The sequence below is a fragment of the Shinella zoogloeoides genome, assembly GCF_003574625.1.
In the GTDB taxonomy this organism is placed as follows: domain Bacteria; phylum Pseudomonadota; class Alphaproteobacteria; order Rhizobiales; family Rhizobiaceae; genus Shinella; species Shinella zoogloeoides_A.
Genome location: NZ_QNUJ01000001.1, coordinates 611,743 through 631,476, shown reverse-complemented (window position 1 = coordinate 631,476; position 19,734 = coordinate 611,743). Strand labels below are relative to the sequence as shown.

The 19,734-nt window shown below is 64.7% G+C and carries 21 protein-coding genes; 3 read left to right on the top strand and 18 right to left on the bottom strand.

Going from position 1 to position 19,734, the window contains the following annotated elements; translation table 11 throughout:
• Positions 1 to 57: 57 nt before the first annotated feature.
• The 9 genes from DSD28_RS03080 to DSD28_RS03040 form a co-directional block, all read right to left on the bottom strand.
• Positions 58 to 1,056 (bottom strand): ROK family protein, encoded by a 999-nt coding sequence (locus tag DSD28_RS03080; RefSeq protein ID WP_119254861.1) that lies wholly within the window; start codon positions 1,054 to 1,056, stop codon positions 58 to 60.
• A gap of 138 nt (positions 1,057 to 1,194) precedes the next feature.
• Positions 1,195 to 1,998, bottom strand: coding sequence for an alpha/beta fold hydrolase (locus tag DSD28_RS03075; RefSeq protein WP_119254860.1), 804 nt, complete (start codon positions 1,996 to 1,998; stop codon positions 1,195 to 1,197).
• Complete coding sequence (locus DSD28_RS03070) at positions 1,995 to 2,834, bottom strand: sugar phosphate isomerase/epimerase family protein (RefSeq protein WP_119254859.1); 840 nt, start codon at positions 2,832 to 2,834, stop codon at positions 1,995 to 1,997. The genes DSD28_RS03075 and DSD28_RS03070 overlap by 4 nt, the downstream gene beginning before the upstream one ends.
• A complete protein-coding gene (locus DSD28_RS03065) occupies positions 2,834 to 3,907 on the bottom strand; it encodes a Gfo/Idh/MocA family protein (RefSeq protein WP_119254858.1) in 1,074 nt (357 codons plus the stop codon). The genes DSD28_RS03070 and DSD28_RS03065 overlap by 1 nt, the downstream gene beginning before the upstream one ends.
• A gap of 51 nt (positions 3,908 to 3,958) precedes the next feature.
• The gene (locus DSD28_RS03060) at positions 3,959 to 4,987 is read right to left on the bottom strand and encodes a hydroxyacid dehydrogenase (protein WP_119254857.1); all 1,029 of its coding nucleotides are present in this window, start codon (positions 4,985 to 4,987) and stop codon (positions 3,959 to 3,961) included.
• A gap of 12 nt (positions 4,988 to 4,999) precedes the next feature.
• Positions 5,000 to 6,124, bottom strand: coding sequence for a Gfo/Idh/MocA family protein (locus DSD28_RS03055; protein ID WP_205536144.1), 1,125 nt, complete (start codon positions 6,122 to 6,124; stop codon positions 5,000 to 5,002).
• Between the two features lie 65 nt (positions 6,125 to 6,189).
• On the bottom strand, positions 6,190 to 7,206 hold the full coding sequence (locus DSD28_RS03050; protein ID WP_119254855.1) for a sugar-binding protein: 1,017 nt from the start codon (positions 7,204 to 7,206) through the stop codon (positions 6,190 to 6,192).
• A 93-nt stretch (positions 7,207 to 7,299) separates the two neighbouring features.
• Positions 7,300 to 8,280, bottom strand: a complete 981-nt coding sequence (locus tag DSD28_RS03045; RefSeq protein WP_119254976.1) for an ABC transporter permease — start codon at positions 8,278 to 8,280, stop codon at positions 7,300 to 7,302.
• Between the two features lie 38 nt (positions 8,281 to 8,318).
• The gene (locus DSD28_RS03040; protein WP_119254854.1) at positions 8,319 to 9,062 is read right to left on the bottom strand and encodes an ATP-binding cassette domain-containing protein; all 744 of its coding nucleotides are present in this window, start codon (positions 9,060 to 9,062) and stop codon (positions 8,319 to 8,321) included.
• A 273-nt stretch (positions 9,063 to 9,335) separates the two neighbouring features.
• Here DSD28_RS03040 and DSD28_RS03035 point away from each other — a divergent pair, with 273 nt between their 5' ends.
• Positions 9,336 to 10,535, top strand: coding sequence for an ROK family transcriptional regulator (locus DSD28_RS03035; protein WP_119254853.1), 1,200 nt, complete (start codon positions 9,336 to 9,338; stop codon positions 10,533 to 10,535).
• Positions 10,536 to 10,598: 63 nt separating this feature from the next.
• Here DSD28_RS03035 and DSD28_RS03030 read toward each other — a convergent pair whose 3' ends face one another.
• From DSD28_RS03030 to DSD28_RS03020, 3 genes are all read right to left on the bottom strand, one after another.
• Positions 10,599 to 11,081, bottom strand: coding sequence for a DUF2269 family protein (locus DSD28_RS03030; protein ID WP_432430832.1), 483 nt, complete (start codon positions 11,079 to 11,081; stop codon positions 10,599 to 10,601).
• Positions 11,081 to 12,382, bottom strand: coding sequence for an SDR family oxidoreductase (locus DSD28_RS03025; RefSeq protein ID WP_119254852.1), 1,302 nt, complete (start codon positions 12,380 to 12,382; stop codon positions 11,081 to 11,083). The genes DSD28_RS03030 and DSD28_RS03025 overlap by 1 nt, the downstream gene beginning before the upstream one ends.
• Before the next feature lie 144 nt (positions 12,383 to 12,526).
• The gene (locus tag DSD28_RS03020; RefSeq protein WP_119254851.1) at positions 12,527 to 13,252 is read right to left on the bottom strand and encodes a FadR/GntR family transcriptional regulator; all 726 of its coding nucleotides are present in this window, start codon (positions 13,250 to 13,252) and stop codon (positions 12,527 to 12,529) included.
• 75 nt (positions 13,253 to 13,327) lie between these two features.
• Here DSD28_RS03020 and DSD28_RS03015 point away from each other — a divergent pair, with 75 nt between their 5' ends.
• The gene (locus DSD28_RS03015) at positions 13,328 to 14,344 is read left to right on the top strand and encodes a bile acid:sodium symporter (protein WP_119254850.1); all 1,017 of its coding nucleotides are present in this window, start codon (positions 13,328 to 13,330) and stop codon (positions 14,342 to 14,344) included.
• Positions 14,341 to 14,622, top strand: coding sequence for a GntR family transcriptional regulator (locus DSD28_RS03010; RefSeq protein ID WP_119254849.1), 282 nt, complete (start codon positions 14,341 to 14,343; stop codon positions 14,620 to 14,622). Before DSD28_RS03015 ends, DSD28_RS03010 begins: the two co-directional genes overlap by 4 nt.
• 169 nt (positions 14,623 to 14,791) lie before the next feature.
• On the opposite strand, the gene DSD28_RS03005 is transcribed toward DSD28_RS03010, so the two are convergent.
• The 6 genes from DSD28_RS03005 to DSD28_RS02980 all read right to left on the bottom strand — a co-directional run bounded on the left by DSD28_RS03005 (position 14,792) and on the right by DSD28_RS02980 (position 19,530).
• Positions 14,792 to 15,130: a cupin domain-containing protein gene (locus DSD28_RS03005; RefSeq protein ID WP_119254848.1), complete on the bottom strand. Its 339-nt coding sequence runs from the start codon at positions 15,128 to 15,130 to the stop codon at positions 14,792 to 14,794.
• Between the two features lie 8 nt (positions 15,131 to 15,138).
• Entirely contained in the window at positions 15,139 to 15,894 is a 756-nt protein-coding gene (gene kduD, locus DSD28_RS03000) for a 2-dehydro-3-deoxy-D-gluconate 5-dehydrogenase KduD (protein ID WP_119254847.1), read from the bottom strand.
• Complete coding sequence (gene kduI, locus DSD28_RS02995) at positions 15,891 to 16,733, bottom strand: 5-dehydro-4-deoxy-D-glucuronate isomerase (RefSeq protein WP_119254846.1); 843 nt, start codon at positions 16,731 to 16,733, stop codon at positions 15,891 to 15,893. Before kduI ends, kduD begins: the two co-directional genes overlap by 4 nt.
• 25 nt (positions 16,734 to 16,758) lie before the next feature.
• The gene (locus DSD28_RS02990; RefSeq protein ID WP_119254845.1) at positions 16,759 to 17,490 is read right to left on the bottom strand and encodes an ATP-binding cassette domain-containing protein; all 732 of its coding nucleotides are present in this window, start codon (positions 17,488 to 17,490) and stop codon (positions 16,759 to 16,761) included.
• Positions 17,490 to 18,509, bottom strand: coding sequence for an ABC transporter permease (locus DSD28_RS02985; RefSeq protein ID WP_205536142.1), 1,020 nt, complete (start codon positions 18,507 to 18,509; stop codon positions 17,490 to 17,492). Before DSD28_RS02985 ends, DSD28_RS02990 begins: the two co-directional genes overlap by 1 nt.
• A gap of 70 nt (positions 18,510 to 18,579) precedes the next feature.
• Positions 18,580 to 19,530 (bottom strand): sugar ABC transporter substrate-binding protein, encoded by a 951-nt coding sequence (locus DSD28_RS02980; protein WP_119254843.1) that lies wholly within the window; start codon positions 19,528 to 19,530, stop codon positions 18,580 to 18,582.
• Positions 19,531 to 19,734 lie beyond the last annotated feature (204 nt).

Here is a 19,734-nt window from a genome sequence, read left to right as displayed (position 1 = left end):
TTGAATGGATATGAGCCGGCGCGCGCTCGAGCGGCAAGTGCTTGAAAGGTATAACCTTCAAGGCATGCCGCTGAATTCCGAACATGCCGGCCGACGTAATGTATTCGATGCCCGCTGCCGGATAATCGCGAGATCGGCCACCCCGACGAGACCGGCATCGTCGCCAAGGCTTGCAGGTACGACCGGCACCTCCCGAAAGGGGGCCATGGCATCGCGGCGGATGCGCGCACGAATGCCTGGTTCGAGCAAATCGAAAGCGGCCGACACGCCGCCGCCCATGACGATCATCTGCGGGCTGTAGAGATGCAGCAGGCTGGCAAAACCGGAGCCGAGCCAATCAGCCTCTTCAGCGACGAGGGCGAGGCAGGCGGCATCGCCTGCTCGCGCCCCCTCCACAGCGTGGCGGCCTTCGAGCGTCTCGTGCTCGGCCATCCTGCCAAGGTAGGAGGCGGGGTTTCCGCTTGCCGACGCGCGGACCCGCTTGCCGAAGGCCGTACCGGCGGCAACCGCTTCGAAGCAACCGACGCGCCCGCACGAGCAGACAGGCCCTTCCGCAACCAGCGTGAAATGCCCGACATGGCCGCCCATGCCCCGCGCCCCGTGCATCAGCCGGCCGTCGACAACGACACCGCCGCCGATGCCCGTGCTGACCGTGACATAGACCATGTGGTCCAGCCCGCGCGCAGCCCCGTATTGCCATTCGCCGAAGGCGGCCGCGATGCCATCGTTCTCGACGATGGCCGGAAGGCCGAAAAGCTCCGACAGGCGGTCGCGCAGGGGGAATTGCTCCCAGCCGGGAAGGGTCGGAATATGGTCGATAACGCCGCTCACGGTATCGAGCGGCCCCGGGGCGCACATGCCGATCGCGCGGACCGGGGCGCTGCCTGCCGCCCGCGACACCTCCGCGACAAGCGCACCGAACTGGCGCATCACCTCTTCCGGACCACTGATATCCGTGCGCGCCGCCGTGCGCGCAAAAACCTTTCCGGCGCGCACCAGCGCGGCGCGAACCTGTGTGCCGCCGAGATCGAGGCCGATGGTGAAATCGTCGTTCATACAAGGCCTCTTGTCGTTCCACCGGTTGCGGACGAGGCCAGCCCCTCCGCCTCGAAGGCGGGCGACCTCGTGACGACGGTCTCGGCCATCAGCCGGTCCTCGGGCAAGGTTTCAATCCAATCGGAAGGCGGCCGCATCTCAGAGCTCCTTGAGGAAGGCCGACAGGGCGGCGCGGAAATCGGCACGATAGGCGTCGGCATCGTCCGCCTTCGGCGTGATCTCCACCAGCCGCGCGCCCGGGATCATCCCGGCAAGCGACCGGGCATGACCAAGCGGATGAACGAGGTCGCGCCCATGGCCGATCACGAGCGTCGGCACGGCAATGGCGGAGACCTCCGCCTCGGTGACGTCGGGGCCGTCCATCGAGATTGCCCGGAGCAGCGCTGCGGTAACGTCGATCGGCTCGCGCGTGAAGAAGCCGCGGATCGAAGCAAGATTGTCCGGTGCTTCCCGTTCCAGCTCTGCCGCCAGGGGCAAGGCCTCGTACTGCCGGCGCGCCTCCTGCGGCGGATAGCGGTCGAGAAGTTCACCGGCAATGCGGTTCGGCGCCATGTTTGCCGGATTGGCGGCACAAATCCAGGCGGGCCGCGCGATCACGAGCGCCCGAACCCGTTCAGGCCGGCGGACGGCAAGCCGCAGCGCGATCGCCGCCCCCATCGAGATTCCACCCACCACGGCTCGTCCGGCACCTTGCGCCGCAAGATAGCCGGCAATGTCGTCGGCGAAGGTGGCGATCGAAAAGGCCGCCTTGGAACCCGCATCCGAGGCACCGTGGCCGCGGCATTCGACGGTGATGCGCCTGAAGCCGGCAGCGGCCGGAAAGACCTGGCCCGGCTGGGCCTGATCCCCGCAAAGGCCATGCTGGAAGACGAAGGGCATGCCCTCGCCCTCCTCGTAGACCGCGAGGTTCGCGCCTTCGACGGGATGGCGGATCGGATTCATGCGTTGCGACCCTCCGGGGCGATGAGGGGCGCGAGGAAGGCGGCGACGCCCGGCGCTTCTGCCGCCGAAAGCCCGTGGGTGATCATATCGCCGTCGAAGCCTGCCCGCTTCAGCGAGGCCACGTAGCGCGGATAGTCGATGACGCCCCTGCCCGCGGTAGCGAAGGAGCTGTCGGCGTTGCGATCCTTGGCGTGCGCGATGGCGATCCGGTCTTTCAGCAGGTCGATAGCCGCGTCGATGATGCGGCCGCGCGTTTCAGCGTCCTCGTTCTCGAAGAGATTGGCCGGATCCAGCACGATGCGGATGCGCTCGCTCGCCATCGTTTCGATCAGCCGCCGCGCCTTCGCGGCGGAGTTGATGACATTGGCGAGCTCCGGCTCGACGCCGATGAAGATATCGTGCCGTTCCGCGATGGCGAGCAGATGGCCGAACTCGGCGATCATGTCCTGCCAGGCCTCGGCCCCCTGGTTGTCTGGATGGTCGCGCCACTGGTCGGCGGCATCCCGGCTTCCCGTGCAGACGGTCAGAAGGGTCGAACCGGCCGCATGCGCCGCTGCGGCAATCGCCGCAAAGCTGCGCCGGCCGGCTTCCCGCACGGCGATATCCGGGTGGATCATGTTGTAGGTTGCGGAGATCGCCGCGATGGCGACACCGGTTCGTTCCGATGCCTCACGGATCGCCGCGACGGCAGCGTCCGGGATCGCCTCCGGCAAGGCCCCAAGGCCAGAGCAGGCGAAATTGTACTGCACCGACGCGTAGCCGGCATCGCGCGCGGCGGCGAGCACGACATCCGGCGTCGTGCCTGCGAAGGTCTTGGCGAAGATACCGGCGCGCATCACACGCTCCCATGCGCGTCGGCGAGCTTGACCGGCGCCTTTGCGCGAACCGACTGCATCACCGCCGCCATGCCGCGCACCGAGGCGATGCCGTCATCGATGCCCGCGCCGGTCAGCGGCCCGCCATCGAGAATCGTATCCGCAAACCCCTCCAGCTGGCGCCGGTAGAAGTGGCCGTCCGCACCCAGCACGCGGCTGGTCGCCCCGGTCTTTTCGCTGAAGATGTCCACCTCGCTGCTCTTGAACAGCCAGGGATTGTAGGTCTTGCCGAGAATGCTGCCGTACTCGCCGTAGATCTGGAAGCCTTCGTGCCAGTCCATGCGCACGGCAACCGTCAGATCCAGATGGCCCATGGCGCCATTTTCGAACTCGACGTCGATGAACCAGGAATATGCGCCGAACCGCTGGCGCAGCCGCGCATCGACCGCGAGGATGGGACCGGCAAAATAGCGGGCGGTATCCAGCAGGTGGCTGCCATGGGCGAGCATGAAATACTGCTCGAGATCGGCCTTCGGATTTCGCGACGGCTTCTTCGCGTTGGCGCTGCGGATCATGTAGGGCTGCACCGCGTCGGTGACGGCATAGCGATGGGTGGAATCGCAATACCAGGCCTTCAGCGCGAGCATCTCGCCCATTTCCGTATCGATGAAGCTCCTGGCGCTCTGGAGGCCGGCGTCGTAGCGCTTCATATGGCCGACCTGGAAGACCTTGCCGCTCTTCTCGACGACGGGCCGCAGGCCCTCGACCTCCTCGACGGTCATTCCGAGCGGCTTTTCACAGAGCACATGCTTGCCGGCCTCGAGCGCGCGGGCTGCGGCGGCGACGTGGAAGGCATCCGCCGTCGCGATGATGACCGCATCGACATCCGGGTCGGCCAGCATCGCATCGTAGTCGGAGAAAGCCTTTTTCGGCGCATGGGTCGCGGCCATGCGGGCGCGCAGGTCGTCCGCGACGTCGCAGATGGCGTAAAGCTCGGCATTGCGCGCTTTCACGGCGCTTTCGAAATGGCCGGCCTGCGAGATCGGCCCGCAACCGAGAATTCCGACCTTCAGCAGCGGCTTGCCCTCATTCATCTCATTGTCCTTTCCATGGTGGACGGCGCTTTCAGGACCGGTCCTTATTCTTCAGCTCTTCGACACAGGCATGCTGCGGAAGCGCATGGCGGTCTCCGGCTGCGCCACCTTGCAGACGGCGGGCGGAAGACCGCGGGCGATCAGTTCGATATCGGCGGTGATCGACGCGCCCATGGCGTTCAGCGTCGATTCCATGGCGCCGGCCTGATGGGGCGAAAGGATGATGTTCGGCGTCCCGCGCACCGGATCGTCGGCCGCGACCGGCTCGACGGGAAAGACATCGGTCGCAACCCGGATCCGGCCGGAAGCGGCCGCCTCCAGCATGTCCGGAAAATTGACGACCGCAGCGCGGCTCAAAAGCAGCAGGCACGCCCCCTGTTTCATCGTTTCGAACGCATGCTTGTCGAGGAAACCGGCATTGTCGGAGGTCACCCCGGCGAGCACGAAGACGAAATCGCTCTCGGCAAGCACGGTCTCCAGCGCCACCGGCCGGCAGCCGGCCTGCTCGACCAGGAGGGCCGGCACCCACGGATCGTAGACGTCGATGGTCGAGGTGAACGGTTTCAGCAAGGGCAGCAGCGCGCGGGCAAGATCGCCGAAGCCGATCAGCCCGACCCGGGCACGCATCAAAGGCAGCGCCGTGCGGTTGGCCGCAAATCCGTATTCTTCCCTGCCCTCTCGCATCAGCCGGTCGGCCTCGGTAATGCCGCGGCCGAGGTCGATCGCCATGGCCAGCCCGATTTCGGCGACCGGCTCGGCAAAGACATGGCTCGCCGACAGCACGCGGATGCCATGCTCGAAGCAATGGCGGTAGTCGATATTGGGCAGGAAATTTCCCTCGCTGTTGACGAAGGCCTTGAGGCTTCGGCACCGCGCCAGCCGCTCGGCCGGCATGTCGAAAATGCCCATCGCGATATCGGCCGGCGCAACGTGGCGTTCGAAATCCTCATCCGTCAGCACATCGCCCTCATGGATGACGACGTCGCCAAGCGCACGGAGCCGCGCAAGATGGTCGTCCGTGAAGACATCTTCCACGAGGCGCGGATGTGCCATGATGAAGATACGGAAAGGTGTGGTCATGAACGGTTCCCTTCAGATGTCTGTCCAGCGGCCGTCTTCAGCGCCCGAGCGAAGGGCGGCATCGACGAAACGCAGGCCGCGCACGCCATCGCGAATACCGGGCAGCAGCAGGGCGTCCGCCGCCGGAGCGCGGCCGTCGCGACGCGCGTCGATCTGGTCGGCCATGTCGAGATAGAGCCGCGCCAGCGCCTCGATGAACCCCTGGGGATGTCCGGGCGGCATCGTTCCCTTGAAGGCCGTTCCGTGCGAGGCCCGGTCGATCACCATGCGCCGGCCGCCGAGCGGCGCGAAGGCCAGTTGGTTCGCCGCCTCGACCGTCCAGCCGAGCGAGCCCTTGTCGCCATGCACATCGATCCTGAGCCCGTTGGTCTCGCCGATCGCCACCTGGCTTGCCCAGAGCAGCCCCTTGGCGCCGCCGTCAAAGCGCAGCTTTGCCGTGACGTTGTCATCGACGCGGCGGCCGGCAACGAAGGTATCGACTTCGGCCGAAAGGGCAGTCGCCGTGAGGCCCGTGATGAATTCTGCAAGATGGAAGGCGTGGGTGCCGATATCGCCGAGACTGCCGGCGCCGCTTCTTGCCGGATCGGTGCGCCATTCGGCCTGCTTGTTGCCGGTCGCCTCGGTGGCAGTGGCCAGCCATTCCTGCGGAAAGACGACGCGCACCAGGCGCACCGTGCCGATTTCCCCGGCCGCCACCATGGCACGCGCTTCGCGCACCATGTCGAAGCCGGCATTGGTGTAGGCGACACCGAAAAGAGAGGGGTTGCCCTCCGCTGCCGCTTGAAGTGCGAGCGCCTCATCCAGCGTGGCGGTCAGCGGCTTGTCGCAGAGAATGTTGATGCCGGCGCCGAGGAAGGCGCGGCAGGCGGGCGCATGCAGGTGGTTCGGCGTCACCACGGCGACGAGGTCGATGCCGCCATGGTTTGCCTCGCGCTTCGCCATCGTCTCGAAATCGTCATAGCAGCGCTCGGGGGCGAGACCGAGATCGTGCCCGCTTTCCCGCGCGCGAACCGGATCGCTCGAAAGGGCGCCCGCGACCATCGAAAAGCGTCCCGTCATCGCGGCGGCGGCACGGTGTGCGGCGCCGAAGAACGCACCGTTCCCACCGCCGACCATACCCAGTTTCAGCGTTCTCATATCCCTATCCTGTCTGGAATGGGGTGGGCCGACGTTTTCCGCCGGCCCACCCCTCTGGCGACGTGTTACTTGGCGGCCACCTTGCCGCAGGTGGTCAGCGCATCGGCCGGGGTGCAGGTCTCGGTGCCGGTCTGGATGAACGGCTCGAGCTTTTCGCCCTTGGTCAGCTTGTCGAGGGCCATGATCGTCTCGTAGCCCATGTCATAGGGACGCTGGCCGATATTGTAGTGGCTGAGGCCCTCGGCGAGCAGCGGAAGCTGCGGGCCGAAATTGTCGCCGAAGACCACGACGAGATCCTTCTTGTCGAGGCGTTCCTTCAGCGGCTCCATCGCCTGCTTATAGGCCTGCGGCGCATACTGCGCCCAGCCGCCGACGGCGACGAAGGCGGAGAGGTCCGGATGGTTGGTCATGACGTCGCGAACCTGCTGGGCGGCGAGCGCGATGTCGTCGTTGTTGTAGACCGGGCAACCGGCCGGCTCGGTCCAGCCGTTCTGGCCGGTGAGCGTGTCGACCGGCTGGTCCTTCGAGGCGCCGGCGAGCGTGTCGCGAATGCCCTGGACGCGGGCTTTCAGGTTTTCAGAAGCCGGCGCACCGGACTGGATGCAGACCGTGCCGCCCTCCTTCTTGTTCTCCAGCACCTTCTTGGCGAGCTCCACGCCGAAGGAGTAGTTGTCCGTGCCGATATAGGTGGCGCGCAGCCCGGCATCTTCGGGCAGCACGTCGGTGTCGAAGGTGACGACCGGGATGCCCTTGTCGTTCGCCATCTTGAGGATGCGCGCCATCGCCTTCGGGTTGCCGGCGGAAATGCCGAGCCCGTCGACGCCGCGGGTGATCATGTCCTGCGCAAGCTGCACCTGCTTGGCTTCGTCATATTCCGTCGGGCCGATATAGGTGCAGGTGACGTCGCCGAGCTTTTTGGCAGCGTCCTTGCAGCCGGCGTCGATCGGCGGGCTGAAGGCGTTGTTGAGCACCTTGAAGACCAGTGCGAATTCCCGGTCTGCGGCATTGGCCGTCGAGGCAAAGGCGCAAAGCGCGATCGCCGCGGACGACAGGGTAAATTTCAGGCTTCCTGACAGCGACATGGTATCTCCTCCTTGGTTCGCTGTTAAAGACGTTTCGTTTCACGGCGCAGCGGCACTCCTCCCCCGCGCCCTGACCTTATGCGGGCGCGGCCGTCAGCGGCGCAGCGACCGGATGCGTTCGAGGAGCACCGCGGCGAGGATGAAGCCGCCGACGAACGTGCCCTGCCAGAACGGATTGACGCCGGCGATCAGCAGCGCGTTGCGGATCACCTCGATCAGGATCGAGCCGATCGCGGCACCGAGCGCCGTGCCGAAACCACCGGTCAGGGACGCGCCGCCGATGACCGTCGAGGCGATGGTCTGCAATTCGTAGCCCGTGCCGATGGCGTTCGTGACGGCGCCGAGCCAGCCGACGAGGAAGATCGCGCTGACCGCGGCCATCAGGCCACTGAAGGCATAGGCCGAGACCTTGATGGCATCGACCGAGATGCCCGCAAGACGCGCAGCGCTCTCGTTGCCGCCGATGGCGAAGATGTAGCGGCCCCAGCGCGTCATGGTCAGGAGGCAATGCAGCACGATGACGAAGACCACGAGCGCATAGACGACATTGGGAACGCCGAGCGTGTAGCCGCCGCCGAGCGCCAGGATCGATTCCGTCGCCGTGCCAAACTCGTAAAACACCTGATTGTCGCTGATGACGAGCGCAAGGCTGCGCCCGATCGACAGGGTCGCCAGTGTCACGATAAACGGTGGCAACTTGGCGAACGTGATGACGGCGCCGTTGAGTCCGCCGAAAACGAGGCCGACGGCAAGCGTCCCGGCGATGCCGACCGGCAAGGGCGCGCCGGCATTCAGCAGGACGCCGAGGGTCACGCCGCTGAGCCCGAGGATCGAACCGACGGAAATGTCGATCCCGCCGCTGATCAGCACCGGTGTCATGCCGAGCGCCATCAGGCCGATGAAGCAGGCATTCTGCAGCACGTTCAAGAGGTTGCCGGACGTGGCGAACTTGCCGGAGATCATCGAGACGGCAAGGCCAAGCACGACGATGGCAATCGCGATCCACATTTCCTGCGTGAGCATCAGCCGGCGCAGAAGCGATCGGTCATGGCGCTTCAGGAGGTCGATGTTCATGTCGGGGACGTCTTGCTGGGACATGGTTTCCTCCCTTCTCAGGCGGCGTGGATGGCACCGGTGATGAGGCCGGTGACCTCCTCCGGGCTGGATTGGTTTATCGGCTTGTCGGCGACCTTGCGGCCGCGCCGCATGACCACGACACGATCGCAGACGTCGAAGACATCGGGCATGCGGTGGCTGATGAGGATGACCGAGAGGCCCTGTTCCTTCATCCGCCGGATCAGCGCCAGCACCTCGGCCACCTGCCGCACGCTGATGGCTGCGGTCGGCTCGTCCATCAGCACCAGCTTGGAGTTGGAAAGGCGCGTGCGGGCTATCGCCACGGCCTGCCGCTGGCCGCCTGACATGCGATCGACGAGATCAGCCGGCCGCGTCTCGGATTTCAGCTCGCGGAAGATTTCGGCAGAACGCGTGTTCATCAGCTTCTTGTCGAGCACCCGGAACGGTCCGACCTGCCGCATCGGCTCGCGGCCGAGGAAGACATTGGCTGCGGCCGTAAGGTTGTTGCAGAGCGCCAGGTCCTGGTAGACGACCTCGATGCCGTGCCGGCGGGCATCGGCCGGGCCGGAGAAACTGACATCCTGGTCCTCGAAGACGTAGCGGCCGGCGGTCGGCTGGAAGTTTCCGGCGATGGTTTTCACCAGCGTCGACTTGCCCGCGCCGTTGTCGCCCATCAAGCCGAGCACTTCGCCACGGTTGATATCGATCGACACGCCGTCGAGTGCGCGGATGGCGCCAAATTCCATGACAATGTTTTCGAGACTGGCAAGCTTGCTCATCCAACCTCCTCCCTGAGCCTGGATAAATATCTTTCTTAAAGTAAGAAATAGAACGCATTTACCTTTGTCAACGAGGAATGTTTTTGCGCTCCCGCGGGCAAATTGCGTCAATAAGGCTGACATAATGGACTCAAGGCCCGATTTTCGTGAATTTTTCTCGTGGACGGCAAATCATGAGCCGTGAATTTGCCCGAAACAAAATGACATTTTTTTATAAAAGTAATAAACGCAATGACTCCAGACATCGCATGCTGAAAGGCGGGGGATTCCGACATGGCAGACCAGACCCTTGCCAAGGAAATCAACGAGCGGCAGATCCTTCGTTTCCTGCGGCTGGGCGGGTCGGCGAGCCGGGCCGATATCGCCCGTCATCTCGAGGTGACACCGGCCTCGGTGACGCGCCTCGTCAACGGTCTCGCTCTGCGCGGACTGGTGCGCGAGGTGCAGCCTGAAGAAAAGACGCCGGGGGCAGCACGCGATGCCGGGCGGCCGGGCGTGGCACTCGCGCTCAACCCGAGTGCGATCTATTTCCTCGGCGTCGAGATCGGCGTCGGCATTCTGCGCTATGCCCTTATCGACCTGACGGCAAACAGCGTCGCCACGTCCGATGTGCATGTCAGCCGCACGATCACGCCGGAAGAGGTCGTCGACGCGATCGCCGCGCATGTAGCGATGCTGGAGCGCGATCTTCGTTATGCCGGCCGCGTTCAGAGCGTCGGCGTCACGGTACCCGGCGTGGTCAATCTGGAAGGTTTTGTCATCAATCTGCCGATCCTTGGCTGGAAGGAAGTCGATCTCCTGACCCCCCTGCAAGCCGCCGTCGGCCGGCCCTGTTTCGTGGAAAACGACGCCGGCGCCGCGGCGTTTGGATCCGTCTACACCATGCCGGAACTCCAGACCGGCTGCTCCGTCTTTCTCGTGATCGGCCGGGGATGCGGCGGGGCGGCGGTGATGAACGGCCGGCTCCTGCGCGGCGCGAGCGGCGCCACCGGCGAGCTCGGCCACATGCGCATCGCCCGCGATGGCGCCGTTTGCAGCTGCGGACACCGCGGTTGCCTTGAAAGCCATGTCGGGCTCGACGCGCTGGCGCGGTCCTATCTGGGGACAGACAGTCTCGAAGAGGCGCAATTCGAGGCGCTTTCGGCGGAAGTGGCCGACCGTTTCAATTCCGGCGATCCCACGGCGATGGCGTCCGTGGCCGATCTTGCAGGATGGCTTTCGCTGGCTATCGTCAGCCTTGCCAATATCTTCAATCCTTCGACGGTCTTCCTCGGCGGCGCGCTGGGCCCGGTACTCTCCCTCATCATCGAGGGCCTCCGCCGGGATGTCGCCGCCGGCATCGTTCCCGGTCTGCCGGCGCCGGAGGTTCGCCTGTTCAGTCTCGAACCCTACGAATGCGCCATCGGCGTTGCTGCCATCGCCCATCAGCGCTGCTTTGACAGCTCCCGCGTCGACAAGGATATGGCCGGCTGATCATCCGTCGCTCCCGTCAGGCCATTCCGTCGTTCGGTTTCAACAACGGACGCTCGAGACACGTCAGAAGAACGCAAAAGACGGTTTCACAAGCATGAGCCAGAGAATGCCGATAACCGCGAAGAACGCCGGAAAACCGCACAGAAACCAGATGCGATAGAGACGAAAGTAGGCTGGCGGAAGTACCTCGTTGTTGATCGCGGCAACGTGGGCGAGGTTTCTCAGCCTGATTTGAATGGCCACAACCGGCAGCCAGAACAGGCCGGTCAGAACATAGAGAAGAAGCGACAGGACGATCCAGCCTTCGGTGAGCGACCATCCGATCTCTCGGGCGAGCAGGTATCCCGTGACCGGCTGGAGGACGACGGCTGTGGCGGTGAAAAGCGTATCGGCGACGACGACCGTTCCCGCGACATGGGCGATGAGGGAGGAATTACGGGTCCGATGAGCCATGACCATGAAGAAGGCGATGCCCGCGCCCGTGCCGAACAGAACGGTCGCGCCGACGACATGCAGCAGCCGCAGGATATCCACCCATTCCGGCATCAGCGCTCCTCCAATATCGCGATGGCGACACCCGCCAGGACCATGGAGGGAAGAACCTTCACGAACGGGCCGAGCGGGTCGAGCCAGAGGCCCGGCGTGAGGATCGTTCCACCGGCAAGATAGGCCGCAGAGACGATGAGCATGCCGAGCAGGGCGCGGCGCGTCCATGGTCGATAGAGAACGGCGAGCCCCAGCGCGATATCGACGGCGCACGTGGCGAAGGTCACGAACCAGACGGCAGCGACGGGCATGAACGGCCGCAAGAAAGAGGCCGCGCCTGCGGGGTCGAAAAGCGGGATCAGCCCGGACAGCATCCAGAAGATCGACAATACCACCACGATCAGCGGCTTGAGCAGGTAGAGCCGCGCGAACCAAAGGTCCTGCACACCCGCAGGATGGCGCGCGAGGGCCTGCGATGCCTTCATGAAGGTCACGCCGGCCGGCACGGCACCCTGACGCCCCGACGATACGCCGCCAGCCATCACGGCTATCGCGGTCGACCGCATCGCAGACCGCCAGCCGAACTTGCCCGCCAGATCGGCAAGCGCGCTGACCGGTCCGGCAAGAAAGCCGGGAAGCGCCAGGATACGGGCCGGCGGAAGCCCCAGCCACGCGCGATGCAGCGTCACCAGATCGCGGAAGCTCATGTCTTCCGCTGCCGCGAGATCGTAATCGCCGTCGGCGGGGATCATGCCGGTAACGGCTCTGGCGACACAGGTTGCGACGTCCTCCACCGAAACGGTGGCTACGGGACTGTCGGCATAGGCAAGGGGGATCGGTCCCGGCAGCGCGGAGAGCGAACGCAACAGCGCCGTGCCGCCGAATGCATTGCGGCCGATGACGACGGCTGGGCGCAGGATGATATATGGCACGCCGCTGGAAGCGAGCGCACGGTCGGCCGCGCGCTTGGTGCTGAGAAAGGCCGTCTCGGCGCCGGCATCCATCGTGTTGGCGGAAATCTGAATGACGAGGCGGAGGCCCGCCTGCTTGGCGGCCTCGTATAGCGCCAGCATGGCTCGCTCCTGCGCGGCGGCGAGATCGTCATGGAGGCCGTTCTGCAGGGCCCCGGCGCAATTGACAACGACATCCTGATCCCGAAGGAGCGGCGCCCAATCCCCGGCCCGGCCGAGATCGTTGAGGTCAGCCTTCAACCACCGGATATCGGGATGCTGGTTTCTCGCACGGTCGGGATGCCGGCCAAGCCCTGTGACGGCATGCCCTTCTTCGCGAAGCCTGCCAGCGATGACGGAACCGATAAAGCCCGTGGCTCCCAGTACCAGGACGCTGAAGCGTTGGGACATATACGACTCGTCTTCTTCCAGATGTTCAGTTCAAGGGCCGGTCTCGGCGTGCCACCTTTTCCGAGATTTGACAATTCCCTTGGCAATGACCACGCGGCGGATGGTCGATCCGAGCGGGCGACGCCGCCGCAGGCTCTGCCGAATTCAGGGTGCGGTGTCTTGGCGGACGACCCGGCCGGGCTGCTCGCAAAGGATCAGAAGCCGGCGGATGGCTTCCAGATGGAGCTTCATGCTCGCGTGAGCCTGAACGCTGTCGCCCGCTTCGATCGCCGTGACGACAGACATGTGCATCGCGCTCTGGGCGGTCGCATATTCGCGTTTGCGGGCCTCCCGGAAAATCGCATCGTGGCGCCGTTGCCATGCGGCGCGACCGCGAACGGAAGCCAGAGACGTCAGCATCGCCGCAAGAAGCGCGTTGCCGCTGGCGCGCGCCACGGCCTTGTGAAAGGCATCGTCGAGCGTCTCGTATTCCCGCCAGTCGCGAGCCGCGCCCGTCGCGGCCGCCAGACGCCGCAGCACGACAAGGTCTTCGGGCGTCGCCGACCGTGCCGCTGCCGCCGCCAGTGCCGGCTCGTAAACAAGCCGCGCCTCCATCAGATCCATACTCGATACGGTATCGATCACCCGATCCAGAGAGCGTTCGACGGTTGCGGGCGCGCCGCCGACAAACGTCCCCTGTCCCTGATGGCGCCAGAGAACGCCATCACGCTCGAACCGGCGCAGGGCCTTTCGAACCGTCTCCCGGCTACAGCCGAACAGGTCCGCAAGGGCGCGCTCCGATGGAAGCCGGTCCTGTGCGCCGAGATTGTGACGCTCCAGCAAGGCGCGCAGCTCCTGCTCAACCTCATGGACGGACTTGCGCTCTGCCATCGTGCCGATCCTTTCCAGACCAATTTGTAGACCATTTCCCAAGATCAATACACGAAATCCAGGACAACAAGTCGAATGAGACACGTCTCGGAAAGTTATGGATCGCAAATGCGCATGGACCCCTTCCTCATCCTGATGATCGCTGCGGTGATCGTCGCGACAATTTTCCCGGCAACGGGTCGCTGGGCTGACAATGTCGATCTGCTCGGAACGATCGGCGTCGCCCTGCTTTTCTTCGGCCATGGCGCCGCATTGTCGCATAGGGCGATCCTGACGGGCCTCAAGCAATGGCAGCTCCACGCCTTCATCTTCGCCACGACGTTCCTGGTCTTTCCCCTCATCGTCCAGCCGCTGCGTCTCCTCCCGCAAGGCATATTCCCGCCGGACCTTCTCCTCGGGTTCATCTATGTCGGCGTGCTCCCTTCCGCGATTTCCTCTTCGATTGCCTACACGGCCATGGCGAAGGGTAATGTGCCGGCCGCCGTGTGCAACTCCGCCGGCTCCAACGTATTCGGACTGCTGCTCACGCCGCTCCTCATGACCATCTTCATGCGCTCTTCCGGCTCGATCGACCTGGGCCAGGCGCTGCATGACGTCGTTCTCGAATTGCTCCTGCCCTTTGGTCTCGGACAGCTTTCGCATCGCTGGCTCGGCCCTCTACTCGCCAGCCGCAAACACTGGCTGGAGAACTACGATCAGTCGGTCATCGTGCTCATCATCTATTCGGCGTTCTCCAAATCCGTGACCGCAGGGCTTTGGCAGGTTCTGCCGGCCGCCGGTTTGTGCCTGGCCGTGGTCCTGTGCACCATCCTGCTCGCCGCGGTGGTCGCCTTCACGACCTGTGGCTCCCGCCTGCTCGGCTTCTCCCGTGAGGACGAGATCGCGGCCGTTTTCTGCGGCTCCAAGAAAAGTCTGGCCTCGGGCCTGCCGCTAGCCCAGGTGCTCTTCGCGGGCACGTCCGGCTTCGGCATGATCGTGCTCCCGATCATGCTTTATAACCAGATCCAGATACTTGTCGGCGCGGTCCTGGCGCGCCGATATGCCGTCCGGCTCACGCCGGCCGATCCTGTCGGGCAGAACGGCGCGGCATGAAACGCAACCCCTCGGACCTCGCCGCATCGGCCGATCGGCTCGCCCCCCTGGAACGCCAGCCCCTGAATATCCAGGTCGCGGCACGGCTGCGCGCCGAAATCCTCACCGGCCACCGGCTGCCCGGCGAGAAGCTGCCCAACGAACTCGATCTCAGCGGCCGTTATGCAGTCTCCCGCGCAACGATACGCGAGGCCATCGGCATGCTGGTCTTTGCCGGACTGGTCGAAAGACGTCACGGCTCGGGGACGTATGTTACGCTGGGACATCCCCCGGCCTGAATTTATCCAGCCCGCCCCTTCCGACCGCGCGCCGGACAGCGAGAATTCCAGGGCGCGCGTGAAGGTACCCTTGTCGGGGTACCAGCACCCTTGCCGCAGACGACTGTCCGGCTTTTGAAGTTTAGGTGAAGCGCGCTTATCCTTCTCCAAGCAAGGGGACCAGCCTCACTCAATTTTGGTCAGCGAGAAAATCACGCCTGCATGGCGTGAAGGTGTCGATCAGCAGGCCATCTGTCAGCGCCACAACCCCATGCACGAGGTTCGGCGCGACGATGAAGCTGCTTGCGGGGCCGAGCCGCGTGGTGACGCCGTCGACGGTCACGTCGAAGTGGCCTTCGGCGACATAGCTCACCTGGGTATGCGGATGCGAATGCAGGGCGCCGATGGCCCCCTCCTCGAAGCGGAATGCGACGAGCATCAGTTCCGGGCGGTGGCTCAGCACGGCGCGGCGGTTGCCGGGGGCGACTTCGGTCCAGACGGTGTCTTCGGGTAGCGTATAGGGCTGCATGGGTCCTCTCATCGGGCAAGCCAGCCGCCATCGACGGGCAGGATGGCGCCATGAACGTAATCGGCGGCCGGGCTTGCGAGGAAAACCGCCGCGCCGGCCATGTCCTCGGGCCGCGCCCAGCGGCCGGCGGGAATTCTCTTCAGGATATCGGCATTGCGCTCGGCATCGGCACGCAGGGCCGTCGTGTTGTTCGTCTCGACATAGCCGGGGGCGATGGCATTCACATTGATGCCATGCGCCGCCCATTCGTTCGCCAGAAGCCGGGTTATGCCGGCAAGGCCGCTCTTGGCCGCCGTGTAGGACGGCACCCGGATGCCGCCCTGGAATGACAGCAGCGAGGCGATATTGACGATCTTCGCCGGCCGCCCCGCCGCTATCGCGGCTCTGGCGAAGGCCTGGCAGAGGAAGAAGACCGATTTCAGGTTGGTATCGAGCACGACATCCCAATCCTCCTCCGTGAAGTCGAGCGAATCCGCGCGGCGGATGATGCCGGCATTGTTGACGAGGATGTCCGGCGTCGCGCCGGCAGCCAGCGCCTCGGAAATGACGGCGGCGGCGCCGCCCGGTCTTGAAAGGTCCACCGTCACGCTCTTGAACTGCCGGCCGGCCGCCCTCACCTCCGCCTCGGTGTCCGCCATGGCGGAGCGCCCGACGCCGACGATATCCGCGCCCGCCGCCGCGAGCCCGACGGCGATGGCGCGGCCGATGCCGGTATTGGCCCCCGTGACGATGGCCCAGCGGCCGGAAAGGTCGAAAAGGCTCATCGCAGCGCTTCCATCGGAACCTTGTCCATGTCGGTGAAGCTCATATTGTCGCCAGCCATGGCCCAGATGAAGGCGTAGCGCCCGGTGCCAGCGCCGGAATGGATCGACCAGCCCGGCGAGAGCACCGCCTCGTGGTTCTTCAAGACGACATGCCGGGTCTCGCCGGGCTCGCCCATGAAGTGGAAGATGCGCGTCGCCGCCTCCATGCCGAAATAGAGATAGACCTCCATGCGCCGGTCATGCACATGCGCCGGCATGGTGTTCCAGACGGAGCCCGGCTCGAACATGGTGAGACCGACCAGAAGCTGGCAGCTCTCGCAGACATCGGGATGGACATACTGGTTGATGGTGCGATGGTTGGATTCCTCCGCCGAGCCGAGATGCACCTTCCTTGCCATCTCGCGGGTGATGTGCACCGTCGGGCAGGCCCGGTGGGCCGGTGCACTGAGGACGTAGAACAGCGCGGGCGCCGCCGGGTCGCCGCTGGCGAAGCCGAGCGCACCCTCGCCCATGCCGATATAGATCGCCTCCTGGAAGCCGAGCGCATGGTCCCTGCCGCCGACGCTCACCGTTCCGGCGCCGCCGATATTGATGACGGCGGCCTCGCGACGCTCGAGGAAGCTGTCCGTACCGGTTTCGGCGACATGGCCGATTTCGAGCCTCTTGTCGGTCGGGACCACGCCGCCGACGATCATGCGGTCGAGATGGCTGTAGGTGAGGTTGACCTCGCCGGGCTGGAACAGGCCCTCGATGACGAAGCCGTCGCGCAGCCCCTGTGTGTTGCGCCTTGCGGCGTCCTCGGGTCCTACGGCTTGGCGTACGGATACGGAAAGTGTCACGGCATCTGCCTTTCAAGATTGGGGATCAGGTGAGCACGACGTAGTCGGTGAGCTGGCTGATCGTCGTGTCGGCCTTGGCGACATCGAAGACCTTGGTGCCGTGGCTCATGATCACGAAGCGGTCGCAGACCTGGTAGGCGTGGTAGATGTTGTGCGTCACCAGCACGCTGGAGACGTTCTCCGCCTTCAGCTTCAGCACCTGGTTCAGCAGTGCCTCCGTCTCGCGCACGGAGAGCGCCGAGGTCGGCTCGTCGAGCAGCAGCACGCGCTTCTTGAAATAGACCGCGCGGGCGATGGCGACGGCCTGTTTCTGGCCACCGGAAAGATTGCCGACCAGCGTGTCGGGGGAGTCGATACCGGAAATGTGCACGGCGTTCTGCAGCACCTCCATGGCGATGGTCCGCATCTCGGCCTGCCGGAGGAAGCCGAAGCGATCCGTCAGCTCGCGGCCCATGAAGATGTTGCGGGTGATGGAGAGGCTGTCGACCAGCGCGGTGTGCTGGTAGATCGTCTCGATGCCGGCATCGGCCGAATCCGACCGGCAGGTGAAGAGCGTCTTCCTGCCGTCCACGCTAAGATAGCCATCCGTCGGCTTGTGAATGCCTGAGATGAGGTTGACCGTCGTCGACTTGCCGGCGCCGTTGTCGCCGAGGAGGCCCACCACCTCCCCCTCGCCTATATGGAAGCTGAGATCGCGCAGCGCCGTCAGCGCGCCGAAGCTTTTCGAGATGTTGTGCAGTTCGAGAAGATGGGACATCACGCAACGCCTCGCCGCTCGATAAGATGGTTGAAGATGGCGGCCAGCACGATCAGCGTCGCGATGAACATGTCGAGATAGAAACCGGGTGCGCGCAGCAGCAGAAGCACGTCGGTGATGGTGTGGATCAGCAGCACGCCGAGAAAGATGCCGACGATCGAGCCGCGCCCGCCGCGCAGGGACAGGCCGCCGATGACGCAGGCGGCGATCGCCTGGAGTTCGAGGCCGGCGCCCTGACCGGGCTGCACGCTTCCGACGCGGGCCGTCGCCAGGATGCCCGCCATCGCAGCCATGCCGCCGGCAATGGCGAAGGCGATCAGCTTGACGCGGTTGGTATTGATGCCGATGGCCTCGGCCGCGCCGCGATTGCCGCCCGTCGCGAAGACATGGTTGCCGAAGCGGTGGCGGTGGAGCAGGAAATGGAAGCCGACGACGAAGAGCACGATCCAGATGAAGGCCGCGTTGATGCCGAGGAGTGTGCCGGAAAACAGGCTGGTGAAGATCGGCTCGGGATCGAAGCGCACCTGCACCGCGCCGTTGTAGAGCAGCACCGCGCCGCGCCAGAACAGGAGGCCGCCGAGCGTCACGATGAAGGACGGCAGGCCGAAGCGCAGCGTTATATGGCCGTTCAGAAACCCGATCATGAGGCCGACGACGATGCCGAGAGGGGCGGCGACGAAGGCGCTGACGCCGGCCCCGACGAGGCTTGCCATCAGGACGGCGGTGAAGGTGTAGACGGAGCCGATGGAAAGGTCGAACTCCCCCGCGATCATCAGCACGCCGGCGCCGAGCGCCAGGCACCCGAGCACGGGGATCGCCTTCATCAGGATCGTCAGGTTCTGCGGCGAGAGATAGCGGAACTCGTTCGGATAGATCAGCGCACCGGCGATGCAGACGATCTGCAACGCCATAAAGACGAGGAAGATCGCGCCGGCGGGCATCGCCATGATCTGCTTCAGAAGGGATTGTCTTTGCGTGCGCGAACGGGGCGCGGCACTGTCGGCAAGGATGGGTGTCACGGTCTGGCACTCGATCGTTAGGGAACGGGGAACCCGCCGGTTCATGCCGGCAGGTTCCCGCGATATCCGGTTAGCGGTAGCTGCCGATCAGCGGCTTGACCGAGCTGATGCGCGACTTGTCGAGGAAGGCGCCCTGCCCCGTATCGACATCCGTCGGGGTCAGCCCGTACTTCTTGGCAAGCGCGATCTGGGCGATCGGGTAGTAACCCTGGAGATAGGGCTGCTGGTCCATGGTCGCGAACATCGCGCCGGACTCCACCGCGTTGACGATCTCGACCGCAAGGTCGAAGCCGCCGAACGGGATATCGACGCCGGCGTCCTTGATGGCGCCCGCGCCGACCGTCGAGGTGACCGACCCCGTGCCGAACAGCGCCTTGACGTTCGGATTGGCGATGAGGAACTGGGCGATGATATTCTGTGCTTCGGCCGGATCGAGACCGGCGCGCACCGTCTCCACCTTGATGCCGGCTTCCGTCATCGCCTTCTCGATGCCGCCGCCGCGGGCGACGGCGAAGCTCGCCTCGGGAATTTCGCGCGGGTTGAAGACGACGTCGCCGGACTTCAGGCCGAATTCCTTGATCATCCGGTTGCCGAGCTCGTAGCCCGAGGCGAACTCGTCCATGCCGACATAGGCCTGGCGGCAATTGCCCTTGGCGCCTTCGAGGTCGTCGTTGTTGAAGCCGATGACGATGATGCCGGCCTTGACCGCCGCGCAGATGCTCTCGTCGAAGGCATCCGACGAGGAGATCGCGACGGCGATGCCGTCGACGCCGCTCGCCGTCGCGCTCTCGATCAGGTCGTTCTGGCGTACCGGATCGTTGTTGGCATATTGCACGTCGAGATCGACGCCGAACTGGGCGGCTGCGTCTTGCGCACCCTTCACCACGGGATTAAAGAACTGGACACTCGGATCGAGGTAGATGATCATCGTGGCCTTGACGTCCGCGGCAAGCGCCGTGGTCGCCATCATGGTGGCGGCAGCCGCGGCCAGGCCTGCGGCTTTCAACCTGGTCAATCTCATTTGCGTATCCTCCCTTTGGATGTGCAATGCGGGTCCAAAAGACCCAAGTCTCGGCTGGCGGGCTCCGACCAAAGATCACGCCAGCCGAGATTTTCCTCCGGAACCTTTCCGCGCTTCTACGAAACGCGAAAACGCCCTATCTCTTTGTTTTTTTTGCAATTCCGGACGCAAAACCGCTTCACACTTTTGCTGGAATTGCCCCTG

Excerpts from the sequence above, each read along its gene's own strand:
- DSD28_RS03040 (WP_119254854.1), bottom strand. The coding sequence starts at position 9,062 with ATGAGCAAGCTTGCCAGTCTCGAAAACATTGTCATGGAATTTGGCGCC.
- DSD28_RS03055 (WP_205536144.1), bottom strand. The coding sequence starts at position 6,124 with ATGAGAACGCTGAAACTGGGTATGGTCGGCGGTGGGAACGGTGCGTTC.
- DSD28_RS03075 (WP_119254860.1), bottom strand. The coding sequence starts at position 1,998 with ATGAATCCGATCCGCCATCCCGTCGAAGGCGCGAACCTCGCGGTCTAC.
- DSD28_RS03050 (WP_119254855.1), bottom strand. The coding sequence starts at position 7,206 with ATGTCGCTGTCAGGAAGCCTGAAATTTACCCTGTCGTCCGCGGCGATC.
- DSD28_RS03070 (WP_119254859.1), bottom strand. The coding sequence starts at position 2,834 with ATGCGCGCCGGTATCTTCGCCAAGACCTTCGCAGGCACGACGCCGGAT.
- DSD28_RS03035 (WP_119254853.1), top strand. The coding sequence starts at position 9,336 with ATGGCAGACCAGACCCTTGCCAAGGAAATCAACGAGCGGCAGATCCTT.
- DSD28_RS03060 (WP_119254857.1), bottom strand. The coding sequence starts at position 4,987 with ATGACCACACCTTTCCGTATCTTCATCATGGCACATCCGCGCCTCGTG.
- DSD28_RS03065 (WP_119254858.1), bottom strand. The coding sequence starts at position 3,907 with ATGAATGAGGGCAAGCCGCTGCTGAAGGTCGGAATTCTCGGTTGCGGG.
- DSD28_RS03030 (WP_432430832.1), bottom strand. The coding sequence starts at position 11,081 with ATGCCGGAATGGGTGGATATCCTGCGGCTGCTGCATGTCGTCGGCGCG.
- DSD28_RS03005 (WP_119254848.1), bottom strand. The coding sequence starts at position 15,130 with ATGCAGCCCTATACGCTACCCGAAGACACCGTCTGGACCGAAGTCGCC.
- DSD28_RS03010 (WP_119254849.1), top strand. The coding sequence starts at position 14,341 with ATGAAACGCAACCCCTCGGACCTCGCCGCATCGGCCGATCGGCTCGCC.
- DSD28_RS03015 (WP_119254850.1), top strand. The coding sequence starts at position 13,328 with ATGAGACACGTCTCGGAAAGTTATGGATCGCAAATGCGCATGGACCCC.
- DSD28_RS03080 (WP_119254861.1), bottom strand. The coding sequence starts at position 1,056 with ATGAACGACGATTTCACCATCGGCCTCGATCTCGGCGGCACACAGGTT.
- kduD (WP_119254847.1), bottom strand. The coding sequence starts at position 15,894 with ATGAGCCTTTTCGACCTTTCCGGCCGCTGGGCCATCGTCACGGGGGCC.
- DSD28_RS03025 (WP_119254852.1), bottom strand. The coding sequence starts at position 12,382 with ATGTCCCAACGCTTCAGCGTCCTGGTACTGGGAGCCACGGGCTTTATC.
- DSD28_RS02980 (WP_119254843.1), bottom strand. The coding sequence starts at position 19,530 with ATGAGATTGACCAGGTTGAAAGCCGCAGGCCTGGCCGCGGCTGCCGCC.
- DSD28_RS03020 (WP_119254851.1), bottom strand. The coding sequence starts at position 13,252 with ATGGCAGAGCGCAAGTCCGTCCATGAGGTTGAGCAGGAGCTGCGCGCC.
- DSD28_RS03045 (WP_119254976.1), bottom strand. The coding sequence starts at position 8,280 with ATGAACATCGACCTCCTGAAGCGCCATGACCGATCGCTTCTGCGCCGG.
- DSD28_RS02990 (WP_119254845.1), bottom strand. The coding sequence starts at position 17,490 with ATGTCCCATCTTCTCGAACTGCACAACATCTCGAAAAGCTTCGGCGCG.